This window comes from Streptococcus pantholopis, from assembly GCF_001642085.1.
In the GTDB taxonomy this organism is placed as follows: Bacteria; Bacillota; Bacilli; order Lactobacillales; family Streptococcaceae; genus Streptococcus; species Streptococcus pantholopis.
Map to the genome: position 1 here is coordinate 1,831,123 of NZ_CP014699.1, position 22,738 is coordinate 1,853,860.

22 protein-coding genes and 1 pseudogene are annotated in these 22,738 nt (G+C 42.8%); 7 read left to right on the forward strand and 16 right to left on the reverse strand.

The window, feature by feature from the left end; all coding sequences use genetic code 11:
- Positions 1–349: 349 nt before the first annotated feature.
- Together A0O21_RS10665 and A0O21_RS08455 are read left to right on the forward strand one after the other, a co-directional pair.
- Positions 350–579, forward strand: a pseudogene (locus A0O21_RS10665) (site-specific integrase); the annotation flags it as partial.
- A 66-nt stretch (positions 580–645) separates the two neighbouring features.
- On the forward strand, positions 646–945 hold the full coding sequence (locus A0O21_RS08455) for a YbaB/EbfC family nucleoid-associated protein (protein ID WP_067064242.1): 300 nt from the start codon (positions 646–648) through the stop codon (positions 943–945).
- 109 nt (positions 946–1,054) lie between these two features.
- On the opposite strand, the gene A0O21_RS08460 is transcribed toward A0O21_RS08455, so the two are convergent.
- Together A0O21_RS08460 and A0O21_RS08465 are read right to left on the reverse strand one after the other, a co-directional pair.
- The gene (locus tag A0O21_RS08460) at positions 1,055–2,410 is read right to left on the reverse strand and encodes a sensor histidine kinase (protein WP_067064244.1); all 1,356 of its coding nucleotides are present in this window, start codon (positions 2,408–2,410) and stop codon (positions 1,055–1,057) included.
- On the reverse strand, positions 2,410–3,063 hold the full coding sequence (locus tag A0O21_RS08465) for a response regulator transcription factor (RefSeq protein WP_067065252.1): 654 nt from the start codon (positions 3,061–3,063) through the stop codon (positions 2,410–2,412). Before A0O21_RS08465 ends, A0O21_RS08460 begins: the two co-directional genes overlap by 1 nt.
- A gap of 317 nt (positions 3,064–3,380) precedes the next feature.
- On the opposite strand from A0O21_RS08465, the gene A0O21_RS08470 reads away from it, so the two are divergent.
- Positions 3,381–4,070, forward strand: a complete 690-nt coding sequence (locus A0O21_RS08470) for a CPBP family glutamic-type intramembrane protease (protein WP_067064246.1) — start codon at positions 3,381–3,383, stop codon at positions 4,068–4,070.
- Positions 4,071–4,552: 482 nt separating this feature from the next.
- Complete coding sequence (locus A0O21_RS08475) at positions 4,553–5,437, forward strand: CPBP family intramembrane glutamic endopeptidase (protein ID WP_067064248.1); 885 nt, start codon at positions 4,553–4,555, stop codon at positions 5,435–5,437.
- Positions 5,438–5,845: 408 nt separating this feature from the next.
- Here A0O21_RS08475 and A0O21_RS08480 read toward each other — a convergent pair whose 3' ends face one another.
- The gene (locus A0O21_RS08480) at positions 5,846–6,361 is read right to left on the reverse strand and encodes a DUF536 domain-containing protein (protein ID WP_067064249.1); all 516 of its coding nucleotides are present in this window, start codon (positions 6,359–6,361) and stop codon (positions 5,846–5,848) included.
- Positions 6,362–6,515: 154 nt separating this feature from the next.
- Here A0O21_RS08480 and A0O21_RS08485 point away from each other — a divergent pair, with 154 nt between their 5' ends.
- Positions 6,516–6,857: a metal-sulfur cluster assembly factor gene (locus A0O21_RS08485; RefSeq protein WP_067064251.1), complete on the forward strand. Its 342-nt coding sequence runs from the start codon at positions 6,516–6,518 to the stop codon at positions 6,855–6,857.
- Positions 6,858–7,075: 218 nt separating this feature from the next.
- On the opposite strand, the gene A0O21_RS08490 is transcribed toward A0O21_RS08485, so the two are convergent.
- The 3 genes from A0O21_RS08490 to ilvD all read right to left on the reverse strand — a co-directional run bounded on the left by A0O21_RS08490 (position 7,076) and on the right by ilvD (position 13,612).
- Positions 7,076–10,246, reverse strand: a complete 3,171-nt coding sequence (locus A0O21_RS08490) for an AAA family ATPase (RefSeq protein WP_067064253.1) — start codon at positions 10,244–10,246, stop codon at positions 7,076–7,078.
- A 3-nt stretch (positions 10,247–10,249) separates the two neighbouring features.
- Entirely contained in the window at positions 10,250–11,443 is a 1,194-nt protein-coding gene (locus A0O21_RS08495) for a metallophosphoesterase family protein (RefSeq protein WP_067064256.1), read from the reverse strand.
- Between the two features lie 468 nt (positions 11,444–11,911).
- A complete protein-coding gene (gene ilvD, locus A0O21_RS08500) occupies positions 11,912–13,612 on the reverse strand; it encodes a dihydroxy-acid dehydratase (RefSeq protein ID WP_067064258.1) in 1,701 nt (566 codons plus the stop codon).
- 175 nt (positions 13,613–13,787) lie between these two features.
- On the opposite strand from ilvD, the gene aao reads away from it, so the two are divergent.
- Positions 13,788–14,975, forward strand: coding sequence for an aminoacetone oxidase (aao, locus tag A0O21_RS08505; protein ID WP_067064260.1), 1,188 nt, complete (start codon positions 13,788–13,790; stop codon positions 14,973–14,975).
- 90 nt (positions 14,976–15,065) lie between these two features.
- Here the strand turns inward: aao and A0O21_RS08510 are convergent, their stop codons facing one another.
- The 7 genes from A0O21_RS08510 to A0O21_RS08540 form a co-directional block, all read right to left on the reverse strand.
- A complete protein-coding gene (locus tag A0O21_RS08510; protein ID WP_067064262.1) occupies positions 15,066–15,392 on the reverse strand; it encodes an AzlD domain-containing protein in 327 nt (108 codons plus the stop codon).
- Complete coding sequence (locus tag A0O21_RS08515; RefSeq protein WP_067064264.1) at positions 15,382–16,080, reverse strand: AzlC family ABC transporter permease; 699 nt, start codon at positions 16,078–16,080, stop codon at positions 15,382–15,384. The genes A0O21_RS08510 and A0O21_RS08515 overlap by 11 nt, the downstream gene beginning before the upstream one ends.
- A 227-nt stretch (positions 16,081–16,307) precedes the next feature.
- Complete coding sequence (hxlB, locus tag A0O21_RS08520) at positions 16,308–16,847, reverse strand: 6-phospho-3-hexuloisomerase (protein WP_067064266.1); 540 nt, start codon at positions 16,845–16,847, stop codon at positions 16,308–16,310.
- A gap of 3 nt (positions 16,848–16,850) precedes the next feature.
- Complete coding sequence (locus tag A0O21_RS08525) at positions 16,851–17,321, reverse strand: PTS sugar transporter subunit IIA (protein WP_067064268.1); 471 nt, start codon at positions 17,319–17,321, stop codon at positions 16,851–16,853.
- A gap of 12 nt (positions 17,322–17,333) precedes the next feature.
- The gene (locus A0O21_RS08530; protein ID WP_067064270.1) at positions 17,334–17,621 is read right to left on the reverse strand and encodes a PTS sugar transporter subunit IIB; all 288 of its coding nucleotides are present in this window, start codon (positions 17,619–17,621) and stop codon (positions 17,334–17,336) included.
- Positions 17,622–17,648: 27 nt separating this feature from the next.
- The gene (locus A0O21_RS08535) at positions 17,649–19,004 is read right to left on the reverse strand and encodes a PTS galactitol transporter subunit IIC (RefSeq protein ID WP_067064272.1); all 1,356 of its coding nucleotides are present in this window, start codon (positions 19,002–19,004) and stop codon (positions 17,649–17,651) included.
- A gap of 36 nt (positions 19,005–19,040) precedes the next feature.
- The gene (locus A0O21_RS08540) at positions 19,041–19,559 is read right to left on the reverse strand and encodes an RpiB/LacA/LacB family sugar-phosphate isomerase (RefSeq protein ID WP_067064274.1); all 519 of its coding nucleotides are present in this window, start codon (positions 19,557–19,559) and stop codon (positions 19,041–19,043) included.
- A gap of 114 nt (positions 19,560–19,673) precedes the next feature.
- Between A0O21_RS08540 and A0O21_RS08545 the strand changes: the two genes are divergently transcribed.
- Positions 19,674–20,486 (forward strand): DeoR/GlpR family DNA-binding transcription regulator, encoded by an 813-nt coding sequence (locus A0O21_RS08545; protein WP_227806865.1) that lies wholly within the window; start codon positions 19,674–19,676, stop codon positions 20,484–20,486.
- Between the two features lie 67 nt (positions 20,487–20,553).
- Here the strand turns inward: A0O21_RS08545 and tsaD are convergent, their stop codons facing one another.
- From tsaD to tsaB, 3 genes are read right to left on the reverse strand one after another with little or no spacing between them, the layout of a single operon-like run.
- Positions 20,554–21,564, reverse strand: coding sequence for a tRNA (adenosine(37)-N6)-threonylcarbamoyltransferase complex transferase subunit TsaD (gene tsaD / locus A0O21_RS08550; protein ID WP_067064278.1), 1,011 nt, complete (start codon positions 21,562–21,564; stop codon positions 20,554–20,556).
- Positions 21,554–21,979, reverse strand: a complete 426-nt coding sequence (gene rimI / locus A0O21_RS08555; RefSeq protein ID WP_067064280.1) for a ribosomal protein S18-alanine N-acetyltransferase — start codon at positions 21,977–21,979, stop codon at positions 21,554–21,556. The genes tsaD and rimI overlap by 11 nt, the downstream gene beginning before the upstream one ends.
- Entirely contained in the window at positions 21,980–22,675 is a 696-nt protein-coding gene (gene tsaB / locus A0O21_RS08560) for a tRNA (adenosine(37)-N6)-threonylcarbamoyltransferase complex dimerization subunit type 1 TsaB (protein WP_067064282.1), read from the reverse strand.
- Between the last annotated feature and the right edge of the window lie 63 nt (positions 22,676–22,738).

Sequence of the window (22,738 nt, forward strand, 5' to 3'; positions counted from 1 at the left end):
AAGGTAAAGCTATAAAAGAAAACTCGTTACAAATAGCTTTTATTGGTGCAACAATAAGCGTATTTGGAAGGGGCCCACTAAAAACAATAGAGGAACCTACTCGGTTTTGAGTTAAGCAACAATCATGCTATAATAGAAGACATACAGGAAGATACTGCCACTCGAAAGGGAATTTAATGTGCGAGTAACTAGACAAAAAATAAAAAAACGGAAGGCGGTGTAACAGGCAGAAGCGGCACAGAAAAACAGATTTTAAAACACATAAAAAGGCTGAACGTTATGAGGCCTATTATTGTAATAGAAAAATGCATATAGGAGCTAAACCGTAGAATTTGCACTAAAGCAATAGAAAGAGAATCAGCATAAGCTACTAAATAAATATACTGATAATCCAAGTAGTCTGCAAATCTTTCGATCAACTCCAAAGGTATTGACTGGTCCGAATGTTTCAAATTTTCGGGTTCTTCTAAAAAAAGAATGCCTGAAAATTTAAAACTAATTCGCAATCATGACTTCCGGCACTCTCACTTATTTCCAACCCAGCAAAAAGAAATTGCTGATGCCATTGATAATTTTTAACACTATGGCAATAAAATTTATACACAGGGTCTAACCCCTTGCTATGAAAGGAAGCGCAAAAACATTATGATGAACATGCAGAATATGATGAAACAGGCTCAAAAGCTGCAAAAGCAGATGGAGGCCAAACAGGCGGAATTAGCCAAGACAACATTTGTCGGTAAATCGGCTCAGGAGTTAGTCCTAGCTACTTTTACGGGCGATAAAAAACTGCTTTCTATTGACTTCAAAGAAGCAGTGGTTGACCCTGATGATATTGAGACATTGGCAGATATGACCAGCCAGGCGGTCAATGATGCCCTTAAACAAATAGAGGAAGCTACCCAAAAGTCGATGGGACAGTTTGCCGGCAAACTTCCTTTTTAAAAAATGCAAGCAAAACGAGGCTGGGACAAAAGCCCAGCCTCATTTTGCTTTTTTTAGGCATATAAGCTTGACGCAGTGACCGAATTTTGCCACACTCTCCTTTTGTTTTTTAGGAAAAATTAATTGTAAAGCGCATGGTTTGGCTGTCTGTTTTTTCAAATGTGTAGGCAAAGCCATGTTTATCCAGGATTTGCTGGACTAGGAAGAGTCCAATCCCAGTTCCTCCGTCCTTTCGGCTCCGGCTGAAATCAGGACGGTAAAAAGGCTGAAAAATCTGTTCCAGCTCTTCTTCTGTCAAAAGGTGTTCTGCCTGATTTTCGATGCTAAACTGCTTTTCAGCCAGTGTCAGCCGAATGAAACCGCCTTTTTTTGTATAGCGAAAGGCATTATCCAAAAGGTTTTTTAAAGCCTTTAAAAGATAGAGAGAATCAGCTGTCACCGTAACAGAAGCCAAATCAGCTGTAAACTGATAATCGTTAATTTGAGCCAGCACCTGATAGGGCTCCAGATTTCGGCTGACCTCTTCTGTTAAGGAAAAGGTCTTATAGGATTTTGTCATCGCCAAATCCAGATTAGTTGCTTCTAAAACGTCTCCAACTAGCTGGGACTGCTCCTGCAAAATTGTTTGGCATTTCTGCAGATATTTCTCATGGTTCTTGAAGTCACCGACATTGTAAAGCATGCCTTCAACCAGACCCAGGAGACTGGCCAAAGGTGTTTTTAATTCATGCGAGCTCATGCGCAGAAACTCTGATTTTTGCCGCTCGCGCTCAGCTGTTCTTTCATTTTCCAGTTTTAATTCTTCAATACTGGTCAGCAGCTTTTCATACAGCTGATTCACGTCCTGCGCCAGTGTCGCTATCTCATCACGGCCTTTTATTTGGCAGGCAAGTTCTTTATCCAGCGTCTGCATCTGTCTGGCAGTCTGTGAAATAGCTCTTATCCGCCGGTTGGACAGGCGGCTGTAGAAATAAGCAACAAAACCGGCAAGTGAAATAACGAGCAGGAGAACAAAAGGATAGAAGGTTACCAAAATCTGGCTGATGACTGAGAGCGAGTTAAAACCGTATTCGGCTTGCAGGGTCAGACTTTCGCCCCCCTGTAATTGGACAGGTTCTGCCCAAGCTCCTATTTCATCATAGTCTGCTTCTTCCAGATAATCTTGATCCTGACTGCTAATCGAATCGGCTGATGAAACAGGGTAAACAATCTGACCTGATGTATCAAATAAAACATATAAAATATTATCCTGCCTGCGGTCAGACACAGCTATTCTTTCAACAGCCTCCTCTTTTGACAGGCCGTCTATGCTTTTGACAGTCTTGATAAAATCCTGTCGGAGTTCCTGCTTTTTAGTCTCATTGTAATAAATGGGCATAACAAAATAAAGAAAGGCCAACAGCAAAATAAAGGTGACAGTAATCAGCAGACTGACAATTAAAAAATTTTTGCGAACAATTCCCATTATGACACCTTCTCAATCTGATAGCCCCGGCCGATAACTGTTTTTAAAGGGAGAGAGGGCAGTTTTTTCCGTAAATTTTTAACATGATTATCCAGTACACGGCTGTCTAACTCACTGTAACCCCAGATACTGTTCATCAAAAGGTCGCGGCTGATAATTTTTCCCTGCCTCTCTGCCAAAAATAAAAGAATAGCATACTCTTTTTTTGTCAGACTGACAGCTTCACCATGAAGATAGACAGAACCTTCTTCAGGGTAAATGGTGATATCGTTAATGATAATAGAAGCAGCGTTTGACTTTTCCCGCAGGATATTTTCGATTCGTTTCATCAGTATTAACGGCGAAAAAGGCTTGGTGACATAATCGCTGATAAGATGATTAAAACTGAGCAGCTGAGTTGCTTCATCTGCCATGGCTGTCAGCATCATAACTGGAACTGTCGAACTTTTACGGATTTCTTTAAGCACCTCCAAACCGCTGACATGAGGAATCATAATATCAAGAACAATCAGGTCAAAACTGTCTCTGTAAAAAGAGTTTAAGGCTGCCTTGCCATCAAAAACAGACTCAACTTGATAGTGATGCTCTTTTAAAAATTCGCTGACTACCTGATTGATAACCGAATCGTCTTCAACAACTAATATTTTTACCATAAAAACCTCCAGAACGCACTTTTTACTTCTATTATAAGCAGAAGCCGGCTTTCCGGCAAGAGGCTGCATAAAAAGCAGTTCCTTCCCTTCTGAGGCTCAAGTCCCTTATTTTAAAAGGAAAAGTGCTATTTCCCCTTTTTAAAAAACAGACAAAAAACAGACAAGCCTTACAAGAGTAACAGACAGAAATGCTAAGATAAGACTAAATAAGCAGTGGTTAAAAGGTTTTAGCGTATGAAATACGAAAAACTTTAAAGTGCAAGCTTAATAATGGCTTTTCATATAATGATGGAAAGGCTGGTAACAAGAGTGTGCCTATGACGAATAAATTAAAACAGCTGCGTTGGTTTGACTTAGCAGTGCTGACAGTTATTATGTTTGGTTTCGCCATTTACAGCTCAACTGTTCAATACTTATCAACCGGTGACAATCTTGAAAGGATAGAAAAAAGTATTACCTTTTCTTCTTTGCAAAATTATCAAGCTTTGGCGACCCAGCTAATCTGGCTTGGTTTAGCCTTTGTCTATCTTCTTTTGCGAAATTTTGATTTTTCTATTTGGACAAGACAGATAAAATGGACCCTCTTTCTTCCTTTACAGGTTTTAGCAGCCTTTTTTCTGGCAGCTGCGGCTATGGATCTTTTCACGGCTTTTACCTGGCCTTTATTTTATCCGGCAGCACCCAGTGTTTTGGAAGTTATCAAAGAAACAGATTTGTCATTGGTACTGTATTCATTGATGAATGGTTTTTATGAAGAAATCTTCTTTTTAGGCATTTGTCTGACAGTTAAGCCTGAGTTTATCAAATGGTCTTTTCTCTTCTCACTTTTTGTCCGCTTCAGCTTTCATACTTACCAAGGAATGACAACTGCCATTGGTTTAGGCTTTTTACTGGGAACTGTCTTTTTTCTTCTCTACAGAAAGATGAAAAAACCCAACCTGCTGCCCTTCTTTCTGGCTCACAGTATTGCCGATATCGTCGGGCTGTCGCTCCTGTTTATACTGTAAAGAAAGCAGATTTCTAATTAAACACGGCTTAAGCTCTTTACAAAACAGTGACACAGTCGCAGGAAGCGCAAACTGACGTCCGAATGTACTGACTTCTCGTTTAGCCAGCTGCAGCTGTCTGAAAGCTTTGTCGCCTTAACAGTCGACCGCACCCTTCTAGTCGTTCTGGCAGAGGGGCGTCTGCGAAATCAAAGATTTCGGACTTACCGTCAGCCGTAAACGTCTGAAGGCTTTGTCGTCCTACGGCCGACCGCACCCTTCTAGTCGTTCTGGCAGGGGGGCGTCTGCGAAATCAAAGATTTCGGACTTACCGCCTATTTTCCTTTTGCGTTTTTAACGGGCTTTGTATCTTGATAATTGGACACGGGCTAAGCTCTGTGCAAAAAAGATAGCCCTCCCTAGAGTCTTTAGTGACTCGGCGGTCAGGCTCCTATTTTTGCTGTGAGCTTGAACGCCCTTTGTATCTTAATAGAGGAATTATTATGCCGTCATTTATTCAAGCTAAATCACGGTCCCGCTTTAACTGCGGTTTGCTTCTTGCTCCTATAGTCGGTGTTTTCCTGCTTTTGGCCGGAGAAGTCAGCGCCGAGTCATTCTCCGGATGGTTCTTTCAGGTCTTCCCTAAAACAAGTGGCAGCAGCTTTTTGCTCGAATTATTCAGTTTTATTTTTATCACACTGATTGTTATTTGCTGGTCACGACTAATTGAGGGCAGCCCTTGGCAGGGCTTTGGCTTTTCCAAAAAACATGCTCTTAAAGATTTTATCTGGGGCTGGATTTTGGGTGCCGGCTTGTTAAGCTTGTGTGTCCTGATTATGGCACTTCTGGGCGGCGTGACATTTGAAATCAGCAATCTTTCTGTCAAGACCTTCTGCCGGCTTTTAGTGCTTATTCCGGCTTGGTCTGTTCAAGGACATGCTGAAGAAACACTGGTTCGAGGCTGGTTTTTTAGTTCGATAGCGGTTAAGCATAAAATCGTTACGGCAGTTATTGCCTCTTCCCTCTTTTTTGCTGCTATTCATATGGGAAATGACGGTTTAAGTCTGCTTCCTGTCTTGGATTTAGTTTTATTTGGCATTTTAGCCTCCCTTTACCTGCTAAAAACCGGCAGTATTTGGGGGATAAGCGGTTTGCACGCAGCTTGGAACTGTTTCCAGGGAAACGTTTTCTCTTTTCCTGTCAGCGGCAGTTCAGCCGGCACAGCCTTAATCAAAGTGAGCCAGCAGGGACCCGACTGGCTGTCAGGAGGCAGCTTTGGAGTTGAAGGCAGTCTTATCAGCATTCTTGTGCAGATTATTTTTATTTTGCTGCTGGCTTATGATTTGTTTCTCAAAAAAAGCAGCCGGCAGCTGAAAAAGTCCGTCTAAGGGTTTCAATGTTAGAAGAATAAACAGCGACCTGTTCGGGGCAGCTCTTAAAACAAGCAAAAAAAGAGAGTGGGACAAAAATCGGTAAATCGTCACAAAATGCCGATTTCGATTCTGCTGTCCCACCTCCGCATAGTTGATTAGGGAGGTCGCTATCCCTTGCTCGACAAGGGATAGAACGTCCAATCAGCCACTGCGTCAAACCCATCCATCGAAAAAAATTAAAGAGGCAGGAACTTTTGTTCCAGCCTCTTTTTGACTGCTCAAAAATCAGTCCAAAGCGGCAGAGAGAATATAGCTGACTATTCCTGCCGGTAAAGGATGCAGATCCTATCCGATTCTGAAGATTTCGGCTCTTTATTACCCGCTGCAGTTTAGAGATAAGCAAAAAAGACCCTTTTTCGGGTCTTAACTTCCGCCAAAAAGACGGGCAAAGAAGCCTTTTTTAGCTGTCTGCTGCTTGGTCTGAATTTCTTCGACTTCAGCTTTAGCTTCATCCAGTTCCAGCTGAAGCTGCTTGCTGTCTTCCATAGCAGCCAGTGTCAGCTGCTGCTGCTGATCCAGCTGCTTATCTTTCTCCGCAATTTGGACATCTTTAATTCGGAGCTGTTCATCTTTAGCTGCTATCTGAGCGTCTTTGGCCTTTAGCTGTTCATACATACGGGTGATTTCCGTATTTTTTTCATCAACCAATATCTCCAGCAATTCGCGCTGCTTAGTTTCCTCATCAATCGGTTCGTCTTCAAAGATGGTTTTTTTATAAATTTCCTCAAGTTTAATTAAACCGCTGCGATTAACAACTGTAACCCCTTTTTCATTCTTTTCAACATCTTCCGCCGGAAGATTCTTGACACGGTTATTAACCGCCTGACGGCTGACACCCAAGATTTCAGCTAGCTCACTAACTGTCTTTTCAATTGCCATAATATCCTCTTTTTTTCCTGAATAGTCTTATAAAATAGTAACATAATAGGGCTTTTCTGTCAATTTCCTTAGTTTTTAAAGCTTTGCCAGCATTGAAAAAACGGCTTTTTTATGTCATAATAGAGCTGAAATCCAAGATAAAGGTGGTGCGATTATGCGTGATGATATTAAAATTAATGACCGTGCCGCAGCTATCGGCCATAAACTGATTGAAAAACTTGAGACAGTTTATGATCCGGAAATCGAACTGGACATTTATAATCTTGGTCTTATTTATGCCATTGATTTAGATGAAGACGGCCACTGCCGGTTTTTGATGACCTTCACTGATACCAACTGCGGCTGCGAAGACACAATGCCGGCTGAGATTGTGGAAAAGCTCTGCCAGATTGACGAGATTGCCAGCGTTTCTGTGGAAATCACCTGGTCGCCTGTCTGGAAAATTACCCGAATCAGCCGCTATGGCCGGATTGCTCTGGGAATAAGCCCCAGATAAGCTGACTTTCTTCTCAGTAAAGAGAACCAAAAGACCTCTATGACTGCTTTTATCATCATAGAGGTCTTTTTTGCTATGCAAGAAAGTGAAGCAACAAAGTCGTACGCACCTATCTAAGGCAGGACTTTTCTCCCAGCCTCTGATTCAGCAAAGAGTACAGCCAGCAGGAACTGGTCAATCCTGACAGCCGTCCTTCTGCGCATTCTATAATGACTGTACTATGTCCGGTGTTTTATAGCCGAGCTGCCGTCAATCCTTTTTTCAATCAGCAGCTGCTGCTCAATTGTCTCTTTCATTTCCTTGACATGGCTGATGACACCTACCATGCGGTTTTCTCCGATGCTCTCCAGTACAGCGACAGCCTTATCCAGTGTTTCCTCATCCAGTGAGCCAAAACCTTCATCAATAAAGAGCGTCTCAATCAGAGCGCCATTGCTGGCATTTTGGACAACCTCTGACATGGACAGAGCAATAGCCAGAGAAGCAATGAAAGTCTCGCCCCCAGACAGTGAACTTGCCGGCAATTCTTTATTGTTGGTTTTATCATAGATATTGATATTGAGGCCGGACTGGGCCTTGCCGGCTGTCCTGTCTGAAATCAAGAATTCAAACTGCTGGCTGCTCAGCAGGCCGATATAGTGGTTATTGGCATAGTCGAGAATACGTTCCAGATGTGCCTGAATCACATAAGTTTCCAAGCGGACATGGCTTTCGCCCTGTCCCTGAACCAGCTTATTCAGATAGGCTAACTCCTGAGCGGCCTGTCTGTTTTTTTCGGCTTCCTTTTGCTTATCAGCGATTGCCTGAACGGTCTCTGCAATCATTTGCAGCTGTCTGCTTAAACGCCCCTGTTTCTCCACTAAAGATAGATGATTTTGCTCTGCTTCCTCTTTCTTTTTTTCCAAACTGTCCAGCTCAGGATAGGCTTTATCCTTGACTCCTTCCTGCAGCTCAGCAATTTCCTGAGACAAGGAGCGCTTTTGTTCTTCAAAACGGCTGATTTGATTGGCCGTCACCGAAATACGATTATGACCGAGCTCGGCAATCCAGTCTGCCAGCTGCTGTCTATCGTGTGTTAAGGCTGTGTCCGGCAACAAGGCCTCATCGAGTTCCCTCTCTGCATCTGTTCCTTCCTTTTGCTGAGCTGTCAGTGTTTCTGATTCGCTCGTTAACTGTCCTTTGAGCTTGGACAGGGCAGTCTCTGATTGGTGCAGGGCAGTCTCTGCCTTTGTTAATGATTCCTTAAAGGTCTGATAGGCTTCTTTGATAGTGTCCTCTAATTTTTGATAATAAGCTGCACTTTTTAAATCAGGATAGCTTTCTTGAAGTTCAAGAATTTTTCCTTCAGCCTGCTCCAGTCTGTCGGTTTCAACAGACAGATTTTTAAGGGAGGTCTGCTGCTCTGTCTGGTTGTTATCGAGCGCTGCTTCCAGTTTCTCAATAGTCTGTTCCTGCAGCTTTTGACGGTTTTCCAGTTCTTCATGACTGGCTCTCAGGTCAGCTAAAATGGCCTGACCGACGGCTTTTGAATAGTTTTCTTTAAGATCTCCGGCAGCTGTTTGGCTAACCGTATTTTGTAAATCCTGATAAGCTGCTGCGACTGCCTCCGCAATTTTTTTCAGTTCCTTAAGGACATCTTTTTTTCTGCTGTCATCAGCTGCCAAAAGGTTGTTTAACTCCTGAACCCTTTGCTCTGCAGCTTTTATTTGCTGCTCAAGGTTTTCAATGTCTTTAAACAATAACTTTAGATTCTCTTCATCAGTTTCAGCTATCTGGGTGTTAGGGTGCTCTAAAGAGCCGCAGACCGGACAGGCTTCTCCTTGGGTCAATTCGGCTTGGAGCTTACCGATCATAAGCTTGAGCTGGTCTTTCTTTTTACCGCGACTCTCTTGCTGCAGGCGGGACAGTTCTGCTTCTGCTGCGGCTAAGTCCCTGCGCGTTCGGGACAGCTTCTCTTCCAAACTATCTTTTTCTTTTAAAAACCTTGTCTGATCCTCAATGGATTTGTCCAAATGGTATTTGATAAGTTCTTCAGCCTGCCTGATAACTCCGGAAAGACCGGCTATTCTCTCAGTCAGAGCGTTTTGCTGGCGGTTGGCTGCTTCGAGCTCTTGTTTGTTTTTTTTCTCCTCTTGTTTAAGGCGGCCTCCTTTTTCCTTTAATGTATCGATATTTTTAGCGGAACTCTTCCTTTTCTGCTGATAATCCTGCAGCTGTTTTGCGGCCTCCAGCTGCTGGCGAATTTCAGGGAGAGCCTGATATTCTTTTTCTTGATGGGGCTCTTTCTGTTTTAGGCTGCTGACTGCGGTCCGGCAGGAATCGTAATTGGCAGCTGCTGTGCTTATTTCCTCCTTCAGCTTCGCAATGGACCGCTCCAGCTCAGCAGTCCGTCTGTTAGCTGCTATCATTTTGCTGTGCGCGTCTTTAAGATGATTTGCAAACTCTAAGCGCTCAAGGAGCTGTCGATTTTTTTGCTGCTGCTCTTCCTGTGCTTGGATATCACGCGCATACTGCGCTTCTTTTTCCTTCAAATCAGCAAATAATTCAGCTGTCTTCTGTCCCTCAGTCCAGTCTTTAAAAGCCTTATTTTTAAGTTCTTCTGCCTCTTTTACCTGCAAAGTTAAACTACTTTGCTCTGCCTGATGGTTTTTCAGAAAGTCCTCGGCCAGCTGCCTACGCCTTTGCCCGTCTGTTTCAGCAAAAGCCTCTATCTCAGTTTGAGTCCAGACCGATTCATTTTGGAACTGCTTTTCTAATTCTAGATTCAGGGCCTGCTGCTCAGCAGTCAGGCTTTTATTTCGCTCAGCCAGCTTTTCTTCAAAATCCCTAAAAATCTGAGTTCCGAAAATCTGACGCAGAATCTCTCTCTTGGCTTCCACCCCGGATTTAAGAAACTGGCTGAACTGATACTGAGGCAGCAGAATAATCTGTTTAAACTGCTCTGCGCTCAGCTGCAGCAAATCTTCGACAGCCTTTGTGGTCTTGATATTCTGACTGGCCAGATGAACAAGTTCGCGGCCGTCTGTCTGCTCCAAAAGGACTAAACTGGCTTCTTTTGTACCGATACCTTTCCCTCTGTCAATCCCTTTTTTAGGCATCAGCTCCAGTGTCCTTTGCACACGGTAGAGCTTATCCTGATGTTCAAACTGAAAAATAACTTGTGTTCTGGCATCTTTTAAAGCCGCAAAGGTTGACCGCAGTTCACCAATTTCGCGGTCGCCGCTGGTAACATTATAAAGCGCATAGAGCATGGCATCAAAAATGCTGGATTTCCCAGAGCCTGTTCTGCCGCTGATTAAAAACAAAGAACCTTCTTCAAATTTGGTAAAATCAATCGTTTCGTGACGGTAAGGACCGAAATTTATCATTTCTAATTTAACTGGTTTCATATGCTAGTTCTCTTTCAGTTGGCTTAATATATCAGCGACAATTGTTCTCTGATAGTCTGACAGGCTGTCGCCGTTTGTCATTTCTGCATAAAAGGTTCCGATAATTTCTTCTTCACTGGCTGAAAGTCTTTCCTGCCGCTTTTTGGATTGAAGAGTTCTGCCGGTTTCAACTTGACTGTGAATCGTAATATCCATGATCTCCGGGCCGTAAATCTCCTCTAATTTAGCACGGATATTAAGACCTTCTAGTTCTTTCCGGTTTTTAGTCAAAATATCAAAAGCAAAGCGAGCCCTTTTACGAGGATATGTTTCATAAAAATCTCTGTCAATTAAGCGGTCAAAGCCTTCTTCTAAAACAAAAAATTCTTTATAAACAGGCAGTTCCACAAATTTTTTACGAACTTCCCCCGGTTTGATATCGACAATATAAACACCCTTTCTATCCTTTCGCCGCGCTTCGTCTTTATTAAATATAAGCGGACTGCCGCTGTAGACAACCCTTTCAGAAGGGCTGGCATGATGGGTATGAATATGCCCCAAGGCCACATAGTCAAAATCAGCAAACAAATCACTCCTCAAACTGGTCAGACCGCCCACAGTACGAAGCGTTTCAGACAGCATTTGAAAGCGCAGGTCAGTATCGTCCTTCCCTTTAGAGACAGCAAAATGACTGACTAAGAGATGGGCTTTGTCAGGGTCGAACTTGGCTTTCATGTCTTTTAAAATACGCCCGATAACCTGCTGCATATCTTTAAGAGAATCCGGATTTTCCTCTTTATAATAAATTCTGGCATCAATAGGATCAATAAAAGGCAGCAAAAACAGCTGAGTATCAGGTGTTTCAATAGGTTCAAAAGCATCTTTTAAATCCGTCACCAAAAAAAACTGCTGCCGCTTAAAAAATTCCTGACCAAAAGACAGCCGCCGGCTGCTGTCATGATTGCCGCTGATAGCATAAACAGGGATCCCGGCCTCAAAGAGAAAGGCATTGATGATACTATTAAAAACCTGAACGGCATCTACAGAAGGAATCCCTCTGTCGTACAGATCTCCGGCAATAACGACACCGTCAACTCCTTCTTGCTTAGCCAGTTTGACCATTTCCTGCAAGACAGCCGTTTGGTCCTCTAATAAACTCATGCCATTATTATTCAACTGACGCCCAATATGCCAGTCCCCTGTATGCAACAATTTCACAACCAAAACCTCCAATAAGATACAAAGGCCGTTTAAAGCTCACAGCAAAAATAGGAAAATTGACGAAGAAACTTCGGTTTCTAGGAAATTTTATCTTTTTTGCACAGAGTTTAGGCCATGTTCAATTAAATAAGATACAAAGCCCGTTAAAAGAGCAAAGCAAAAATAGGAAAATTGACGAAGAGTCATTAAGACTCTAGGAAATTTTATCTTTTTTGCACAGCTCTTAGGGCGTGTTCAGTTCATTAAGATACAAAGCCCGTTTAAAAATCCGTATGAAAATAGGGGATGGCAAGTGATGTCTTGCATCACGCTGACAGCCATCTTTTTCACTAGGATTTTAGGGCGTGTTCAATTATCAAGATACAAAGCCCGTTAAAAACGCAAAAGAAAAGAGACAGGACAGCCGGCTGCCTGTTTGAGCATCAATAAAGGCTGTCTCAGTCTCTTTATTTATAGATGTGACGACTATTCTTTCTTCCAAAAGTCTGTTACAGCACCTCTGGCTGCTGATGAGACCGTATGGGCATACTTCCCGAGAACGCCACGCGAATAAAGCGGCGGAATCACAGTCTCACCTTTGCGGCGTTCGATTTCTTCATCTGAAACGGCCATGCTGATTTCTTTTGTATCTTGATCCACTGTGACGATATCCCCAGTGCGCAGATAGGCAATCGGGCCGCCGTCTTGGGCTTCAGGTGCAATATGGCCGACAACCAGACCGTATGTTCCGCCTGAAAAGCGTCCATCAGTGATAAGAGCCACTTTATCCCCCTGGCCTTTACCGACAATCATGGAAGACAGAGACAGCATTTCCGGCATGCCAGGACCTCCTTTAGGCCCGACATAGCGAACCACAACTACATCACCATCAACAATATCGTCATTCAATACGGCTTCAATAGCAGCCTCTTCTGAATCAAAGACCTTAGCAGGGCCGACATGGCGGCGAACTTTAACACCTGAGACCTTGGCAACTGCTCCGTCAGGGGCCAGATTGCCCTTAAGGATAATGAGCGGTCCGTCTGCGCGTTTGGGATTTTCAAGCGGCATAATCACTTTTTGTCCCGGAGTTAAATCCGCAAATTCTGCCAGATTCTCAGCAACAGTCTTACCGGTGCAGGTCATGCGATCGCCATGCAGAAAACCATTAGCTAGGAGGTATTTCATAACCGCAGGGACTCCTCCGACCTCATAAAGATCTTGAAAGACATATTGCCCGGAAGGTTTCAAGTCTGCCAGATGCGGCACTCGCTCTTGAAAATCATTGAAATCCTCAAGTGTCAAATCAACATTGGCAGCATGAGCGATAGCCAGCAGATGAAGAGTCGCATTAGTCGACCCGCCTAAAATCATCGTCACTGTAATGGCATCTTCAAAGGCCTCACGGGTTAAAATATCCGATGGCTTAAGTCCTATCTTGAGCATATTGACAACGGCACGGCCGGCTTCTTCAATATCAGCTTTTTTCTCAGGTGATTCTGCCGGATGTGACGAAGAGCCCGGCAGACTCAGGCCCAAAACCTCAATAGCTGTTGCCATGGTATTGGCTGTATACATACCGCCGCAGCCGCCGGGACCCGGACAGGCATTGCATTCAATCGCCCGAACTTCTTCTGCGGTCATATCACCATGGTTCCATTTTCCAATCCCTTCAAAAACAGAAACCAAGTCGATATCTTTACCATCAAGATTCCCTGGTGCAATCGTTCCGCCGTAAGCAAAAATCGCTGGAATATCCATATTAGCCATAGCAATGACTGAACCCGGCATATTCTTATCACAGCCGCCGATAGCAACAAAGGCATCAACATTGTGTCCCCCCATGGCGGCCTCAATAGAGTCAGCAATAATATCACGCGAAGTCAGGGAGAAACGCATGCCTTGCGTGCCCATGGCAATTCCGTCAGCAACCGTAATCGTTCCGTACTGAACCGGCCAGGCTCCGGCGTCTTTGACACCTTCTTTAACCACCTTGCCGAAATCGTGGAGGTGGATATTACAGGGTGTGTTTTCTGCCCAAGTAGAGATGACCCCGACAATCGGCTGTTCAAAATTTTCATCTTTCATGCCGGTCGCACGCAGCATAGCGCGGTTGGGAGACTTCACCATACTGTCATAAACACTGCTGCGGTGTCTCAGGTCTTTCAATGTTTCCTTATCTGTCATTTGCTGTTTTCCTCCTGAATAGGGGTTATTACCGTACTATCTTTAGTTCTTGTTTTTATTTTACCACTTTCCTTATTTAAAGTCAGTATCAAATAATCTATTATTCTAAATTTTTTGACAATTCTGCCAGCTGCCTCTGCTGTTAAAGAAAGACCATTTATGCTAGAATAAAAGCATGACACATTACGATATTATTATCATCGGAGGCGGGCCTGCCGGTATAATGGCAGCCATATCAGCCTGTCACTATAATCAAAAGGTCCTTCTGATTGAAAAAAATAAGCGCTTAGGGAAAAAACTGGCAGGGACAGGCGGCGGCCGCTGCAATGTCACAAATAGCGGATCGCTTGATGATATACTGGCTAATATTCCGGGCAACGGACGCTTTCTGTACAGTGTTTTTTCGCAGTTTGACAATCACGACATTATCCAGTTTTTTGAGGAAAACGGTGTGGCTCTAAAAGTAGAAGACCACGGGCGGGTCTTCCCAAAAACCGATAAATCGCAGACCATCATCAAGGCTCTTGAAAGAAAAATCAAGGAAGAAGGTGCCTCAATTCTGACTGGCACAGAAGTTGTCTCTGTGAAGAAATACGATCATCAGTTTCACATCAAAACGGCAGATAAAGAAATGACCGCCGGCAAACTGATTGTCACAACGGGCGGAAAATCTTACCCTTCTACCGGTTCAACAGGCTTTGGCTATGAAATTGCCAGACACTTTAAACTTAGTCTGACAGCTCTTGAAGCCGCCGAAAGTCCCTTGCTGACTGACTTTCCGCATAAATTGCTGCAGGGCATTTCGCTGACGGACATCACACTGACTTATCAAAAGCACAGCATCACTCACGATTTACTGTTTACGCATTTCGGACTGTCCGGGCCTGCTGCCTTGCGTATGTCCAGCTTTATCAAAGGCGGTGAAACCATCTATTTAGATTTCCTGCCTCAAAAAGAAGACTCAGAACTTTTAGAGCTCTTAAATACTTACAGCCATAAAACAGTCAAGAACGCTCTCAAAACGCTGCTGCCTGAGCGTGTGGCTGATTTCTTGGCACAGCCCTTCCCTGATAAAGTAAAACAGCTTAATAGTAAGCAGATTCAGGAACTCATGCAGCAGATCAAGCATTTCCCTATTAAGGTTACAGGCAAAATGTCTTTAGCTAAATCCTTTGTCACCAAAGGAGGTCTTGCCTTAAATGAAATCGTTCCCAAAACACTTGAAAGCAAAAAAGTAGCAGGGCTCTACTTCGCCGGCGAGGTTTTGGATATCAACGCCCATACCGGCGGTTTTAATATCACTTGTGCCCTCTGCACCGGCTGGGTAGCCGGAAAACAGGCTGCTGTACGAGATGAAATTTAAGCGGCAAGAATCTTAAACAGTCCAGTTTTTAACCGCAGGCTTGCTTCTGCGCAGCGAAATTCCGGCACCCTGCCTTTAAATCGTTCTGGATTAAAAGAGCAGACGCAGACAGGCCGTGCTGATAATCCCCACTAAAACCGACAGTAAGATATTCTTATAACGCAGGGCTGTCCAGAAAGTCGGCAGCACTGCCGCAGCCTCTATCCATCTTACCGTAGGAAGGGCACCGGTTTTTTCATTTAAAAGGCTGGACAGAGTCAGGGCAAAAATGATGGAGACAGGCAAATAATTTAAAAAACGGATGACAAGCTCAGGAAGTTCTTTATACTTAGTCAGTATAAAAGGGGCAATCCTAGGCAGCCAGGTTACCAGCCCGCTTAAGATAATGACTATCAAAACGTAAGAATTAATGCTCATCTAAAAACACCCCCACAGTACAGCCCGCTAATGTCGACAGCAAAACAGCCAATGATTCCGAAATAAGGACAGCCAAAACAAGATAAGTCAGCGTTACCGCCAATAAAACGGTCAGTATTTTCTTAAGCGGCTCACTCATGAGTATGACTTCCAGCTGGGCAGCAAAAATAGCAACAAACATAGCAATTAAAGCAAAGTCCAGACCAAAAATCTCAGGGTTAGGAACATAGCGGCCAATGACAGCACTGAAAAACACAGCGAAAATCCAAGTCAGATAACCTGTCAGATTATTCCCATGCATCCAAGCAGCGGTGATATGCTTATTATGAGCATATTCGCCCAGCAGAACCCCATAGCTCTCATCAGTGATAAGGCTTCCGATAGCTATATTTTGCAGCAGCGGCCGGCCTTTAAAAATGGTCGCTGCATGAAGACACATCAAAAAGTGCCTGAGATTGACCAAAAAAACCGTGAGCACAATCGAAAACACCGGAGCCTGAGCCAGCAGCATAGCACACATCACAAATTGAGCACTGCCGCCGTAGACAATCAGACTCATCAGCCCCATTTCAAGAGGCGAAAGACCTGAGCTGGCCCCCACTACACCGCAGGCTATTCCGATACTGACATAGCCTAAAGCAGTCGGAAAAGAGGCCTTTACTCCATCACCAAACCCTTTTTCCTGCATTTTTCTCTCCCCGATTCGTTAATAAGTCCATTGTAAAACACTCTTGCCAAAGGCGCAAGAGTGTTTTTCTAAGGAGTTTAAGCTATAGCATAGCATAAAAATGAGCAGCAATTTAAACAAAGCCTTTAAAAAGAGAGCAGATTATACTAAATCGGCATATTACACACAGTCTGGCAGTTAATTGATTTTTTCGCATTTCAACAACCTGATGCAGTACATTTAATTTATTACTCTAAGTCTGCATGCCTTTTTGCCATCGTTTCACTGGATTCATTCAAAGCTGCCATTAATAGTAAAATAAGTGTATCATACAAAACCAAACTGCACTGTTCAAAAGCTGATCCCATAGGCTGCGCACTTTTGCTTTCATCATCCTTATTCTGTGCTGGTATTTCCAATACTAGATTCGAAAATTCTCCAATAGTTGTTGACCGGCTAGCTGTGATAAGTGCAGAATCCAGTGATAAGCTGTGAGCTTTTTTTACTAATGAAATTAAACTCGTTGTTTTACCAGAACCAGAAGCAATAATTAGCAAATCATTTATCTGTGTGTGGGGAGAATTGGTATCTCCCACTACACTCGCTGACAAACCAAGATGCATGAGCCTATTAGCAAAAGCACGGAGCATTAAGCCTGATCTCCCTGCCCCTGCTAAAAATATGTGATGTGCATTTACAATTTTATTAACTAAAATATCCAGTTTGTCCCTGTTAATCTGACTGATGGCCTTTTCAATATCAGATAAAACGATTTGAAACTCTTCCATAACTTATTCCACCCTTAATTCATCAGAATCTAACCTTTCCTTAATTTCTCTAGCTATGTTTTTATGACTGTCCGCTAGACTTTTTTTCATAAATGACTCATCTTGAAAAAGGGCAATAACTTTTTTTAAAACTTTAATATGCTGTTCCCCTGATGATAAAGCTAGGTTGAAAACTAGCGCAACTTTTACTTTCTGCTTTTTATCTTCCATCAGTCCAAAAGTAACGGGATTTGATAAACGGACGACACTTATACTGTCCTCATTCACAAAGCTAGAGTCACCATGCGGCATTGCCACACCTTGACCATCTGCTAAAGACAAACCTGTTGGAAAATCCATTTCGCGATCAATACAGGCTTGAATATATTCACTTTTAATATTGTTTAGCTTAAGCAAGGGTTCTCCTGCAAATCGAATAGCCGACTGATAATCTATTACAGTTTCATCTGCATCATTTACTACGACATAAACCATAACAAACTCCTGCTAAACTATTTCAGCTTTGACTGCATCAAGAATTTCATCTTCATCAATCCCTGTCAGCAACCCAGCTCCAACAATAACTGGAACAGTCAAGCCATCATTTTCAAGTTTTGTGGATGAAACAACTAAATCATAGCTATTGAACTTTTCAGTTGAGCAGTCCATAAGAGAAGCTTTATCAACTTGGACATCAGCAATTTTTTCTTCTTTCAAAAAATCCTGTAAAACGGATACCATAATCGAAGAAGACGCAATACCGTTTCCGCAAACTACAAGAATTGTTTTAGCCATAATTCTCACCTCTATTTCTATTTTTAATTAAACATTTTTGATTTGGGCCCGTTCTCTTTTCTTAAGCAGATAACCAGCTGCAATAAGAAGGACGCCAACTAAAATATAGCCGATAACCCCAATATGGGATACTGCTGCAAAAAGTCCTGTAAATGGATTTGCAGATGGATTCAAGGAAGAATACATTACTCCTTCTTTAGCACCTGCACCAAACTTTTGGAAGACTTCATTAGTTGCTGGTGTCATCCAAGAGGATATATATAAACCGCCTCCAAATAAAATCACTGAAGTTAACCAAGTGCGAATAATATTACCCTTAAATACGGGAACCATGCACGCAATGAAAAAAACAAACTGCGATAAATCTCCAAGCGGCATAACTTTATTCCCTGGGAGAAGGACTGCCAGAATAACCATTACGGGAATAAGAAGAAGAGCAGGTGCAATGACTGACGGGTTCCCTACAATAAGTGCAGTATCCATACCAACAGTAATTTCGCGGTCTGGAAATTTTTTAACCAATTTCTTGCGGGCAGCATTAGAAAGCGGTACTAGACCTTCCATCATAATTGAGGTCATTTTGGGCAAAAGGAGCATAACAGCTGCTAGATACATACCAAGCTGCAAGCTTGAAATAATTGTCGTATATGGACTGCTCCAGTCATAGCCAAATAAACCCAAAAGCACGCCAAGGATAAATCCTATAATTGTAGGATCGCCTAAAACACCAAAACGCTTTTGAATAGACTCCGCCGTAACATTCCAGTGACGTAAACCGGGGATACGGTCATAAATCCAATTAAACGGATAAGCAAATAAAAGATAGGTATTTGCAACAGGGTGGGATATCGAAACCCCTTTAGGCAATCCAAAAAACTCATTATTACGTTTGGCACCTAAATCTGCTGCAATCAGAGCCCAGACATGGAAAAGTCCTGCAGTTAAAACACCGTATAAAAAATTACCGGAATAAACTGCAACAATAGCACCCATAGATGCATTTTGATGAAGATTGAAAACGTCAACATTAGCGCAGTCTGTCAGCCTCAGCACCAAAAGTCCTATATTTATACCAACACAGAGGGGAATAATGATGGCTCCCATATTAGAACCAAATCCCATGACAGCTGTAGCCGCACCACCTACATCAATGGCGCTGAGAGAAGAGCCGGTTTTCTCAGCTAAGCCTGTAATCGCTGGTTCCATTTTTTCCAGCATAAAATTAATCACAAGAGATAGAGCAATAAAACCGATTCCAACCTTCATTGCTGATTGAATAGCTTCAGAAATTGGCCTGCGTAATATCAGCATGAAAAGTAGGAAAATTAACGGAATAAAAATAAAATTTCCTAAATCGTTGACAAAATTTGTAATCACTTCCATTTTTATTTTAGCCAGTCAGTTCTGGCCCCTCCTTTATTACTCAGGCCGGAATCCCATATTCCATGCAACATAGCTAGGTTTTTTTAATAAACGATTATCATCATCCTCTGCTTCTAATAAATTCTTCTTTGAATTTTCTCGAGCTGTTTCAAAATTAAATGGCTCATCGTACCATGCATCTACGATTTGCTTGATATATTCAAAACCATTGACACGGCATCCTAAACCTATGACCTGCACATTATTGCTAAGTCTTGCACGTTTTGCCGAGTAAGGATTAGTTACAGCAGCAGCTCTAATACCCCAATGCTTATTAATTTGGCAAGTAAAGCCAATTCCTGTTCCACAGATATAAATCCCTAATCTGCATTTATCACGTTGAATAACCTCTGCCATTTCATCTGCCAAGACTGCAAAAGTATTAACACCTTCTTCCGGTTTTTTCACAGGATCATAAACTATCTCTGCGTTTTTTTCTTCAATAAGATAAGTTCTGAGTGCCTCTTTTGTCTCAAAACCTAAATCATCACAAGCAATGGCAATTTTCGTCTTCATTTTTACACCTCCTAGAAACCGTTTTCTTTTCCACAATTCTATTCTATCATTGGTTTTTGTTGGTGTCAATAGTTTTTTATTTGTTTTTATTGTTTTTTATTGGTTTTTTAAAAAATGCTTGTTTTTCCTTTTTTTTGCTATATAATTATTTTTAGAATAAAAGGAGGTGGATATATGTTATTGGAAAAACGGCGTCAGCTTATACTTGATGAACTAAAAAGCAATGGCATTATTTATGTCAGTAAGCTGTCTAAACAGTTTAGTGTTAGCTACGAGACAATTCGTAAAGACTTATCTTATCTGGAAAAAAAAGGATTGCTGATTAAGAGTCATGGCGGAGCTATCTTAAAACAAAATGCTATCGAGCTGTCCTACAATACTAGAGAAAAAGAAAATGCTTCTGATAAAAAAAGAATTGCGCAAAAAGCTTTGGAGCTTATCCCAGATAACTCTTCTGTCATCATTGGAACAGGGAGCACAACTGTTGAACTCGCATATTTATTAGCTCAAAAATCCGGTTATAAAATTTTTACAGATTCCTTACCTGTCACTAATGCTCTTGTTAACTCAGATAATCAGCTTTTCTTTTTTGGAGGGGAATTTCGTCCAAAAAGCTCATCTGTTTTTGGTGGATGGACAATATCACAAATAAAACAAGTTTTTGTTGATATGTGTTTTTTAGGGTCAGATGGTTTTCTAAACATTGACGGTCCCTCAAGCCCATCCTCTTCAGACGTTTTTATTGATCAAGAAATTTTAAAGCAGTCTGATAAAGCCTATATTTTAGCTGATTCTAGTAAATTTGAACGAAAGAGTCTTTATAAAATATGCAACTGGTCAAACATTACTGCCCTAATTACAAACTCAGATGCTAATCAGTCAAAACGTCTGGATATTGAAAAACAAACTAAGGTTATTATGACATAAAAAACACCCCCAAAATTAGTTTTACATCTAACATTCGAGGGTGTCTATTTAATTATAAAATGATATATCAAGGCAACCTAGCAAACGATAAACTCGGGCGGGCGTTCAAATCGAGGCCTGCCCTATGGCCTTTTTCATATTCAGCAGCAGCCGCCAGAGCAATCATACCGGCATTGTCTCCGCACAGCCGCAAAGGCGGAATCAGAACATCAACATCTTTTATTTCAGCAGCCAGACGTTCCCGCAGGCCCTGATTAGCCGCAACACCGCCGGCTACAACCAAAGTTTTGACAGGGTAAGCCTGCAGTGCTTTTTGGGTTTTAATCAGAAGAACATCTAACACTGCCTCCTGAAAAGAAGCACAGAGGTCTTCTTTGCTCAGGCTGTCGCCTTTTTGCTCAGCCTTATGGCAAAGATTGATAAAGGCTGATTTAAGGCCCGAAAAGGAAAAATCCAGGCTGTCATCATTAATCATAGCCCGCGGAAATTCATAGCGATCCTTGCCCTGATGAGCCAGCCGGTCAATTTCCCGGCCAGCCGGATAAGAAAGCGCCATGACCCGGCCTACCTTGTCGTAAGCTTCACCAACAGCATCATCGCGTGTTTCCCCAACAATATAGTATTCTCCCGGTTCTGTCACATAAACCAGCTCTGTGTGACCGCCCGAGACTAAGAGAGCCAGCAAAGGATAAGTCAATTCTCCCTGTTCACGCGCAGCCATCAGATGTCCGGCCATATGATTGACCGGAATCAGCGGCAGCTTATTGGCCCAAGCAAAAGCTTTAGCAGCAGCCAAGCCCACCAAAAGAGCACCGACAAGCCCAGGACCGTATGTCACAGCAACAGCAGTCAAGTCAGAGGCCTGAAGTCCAGCTTCTGCCAGAGCATCCTGCAGACAGTCCGTTATCACTTCAACATGATGCCGGCTGGCAACTTCCGGTACAACGCCGCCAAAGCGCTTGTGACTTTCAACTTGGCTGGCAATCACATTAGACAGAAGCTCCTCTTCATTTTTTAAAACAGCGACACTGGTCTCATCGCAAGACGTCTCTATTGCCAGAATATATCTATCTTTCATAGCCTCCCTCTCTTTTCATGACAATGGCCGGCTCCAGCGGCTCCTGATAATAATTTTGACGCTTACCAACTATTTCAAAGCCAAATTTCCGATACAGAGCCTGAGCTGCTCGGTTGGACTCCCTGACTTCAAGAAAAATCGGAAAATCAAGTTTATCAAGATGAGAAAGAAGCTGGGAACCCAGCCCTTGCCCCTGATACTGCCGCATAACAGCAATGTTAGTAATTTCCAGCTCACCAACTAAATGTTGGACGGATAAAAAACCGGCAATCTTCTCCTGAGCCTGAACAAAAAAATAATCCACATGGTCCTGTTCCATATCCTTGGCAATTTGTTGCTCAGACCAAGGAGAGCTGCCGTATACATCCTCTAAAACAGCAAGAACAGCAGCTGCTTTTTCTTTTATCATCTTCATTTAAATCCGTTTAATGTAGCCTTCCTTGCGGCCTGCTGACTGCTGGTGGTCTCTCAGCCAATTCTCTTCAGCCTCCACACGTTTTAAATACTGCGGAACAAAAGCAGCTGTATCAACAGGCTCTAAATGGCCTGCCAGTTTCCCAATTTCATAGGCTGACGGACGGGTGGCCATGATTTCAGCCTGGGGCAAAGCAGCCTTAATCTGATCCTGAAAAGCAGCTGCCTCACCGACAAACAAAAGAGATTTCACCGATGACAGGCGGTCTAATATTTCCGTCAAGGGTGCGTAGCAGTCCGGCCAAACGGACTCTCCCTTTTCATAGCAGCCTGCATAAACATGATTGCGCCTGGCATCGATCAGCGGAACAACCAGTCCTTGAAAGTCAATCCCTGCTGCAAGGGCATAAAGACTGGAGACCCCAACTAAATCAATACCTAGAGTATAAGCCAAAGTCTTAGCTGTTGCAGCAGCTATGCGCAGCCCCGTATAAGAACCGGGACCGTGCGCCACAGCTATACGGTCCAGATGCTCGGCCTCCAAATCAGCTGATGCTAGCAAAAAATCAATAGAAGGCATCAGGCTGATACTATGATTCTTTTTGACATTAATCGTTACATCGGCCAGCAGCTTCTGCTTATCCAGCAGAGCCGCTGACTGCGTCCGATTTGAAGTATCAAAGGCTAAAATTTTCATTATCATGGACCTCTCTACTAAATCACTACTCTTACTATTTTACACTAGTTTTGCTGAATTGTT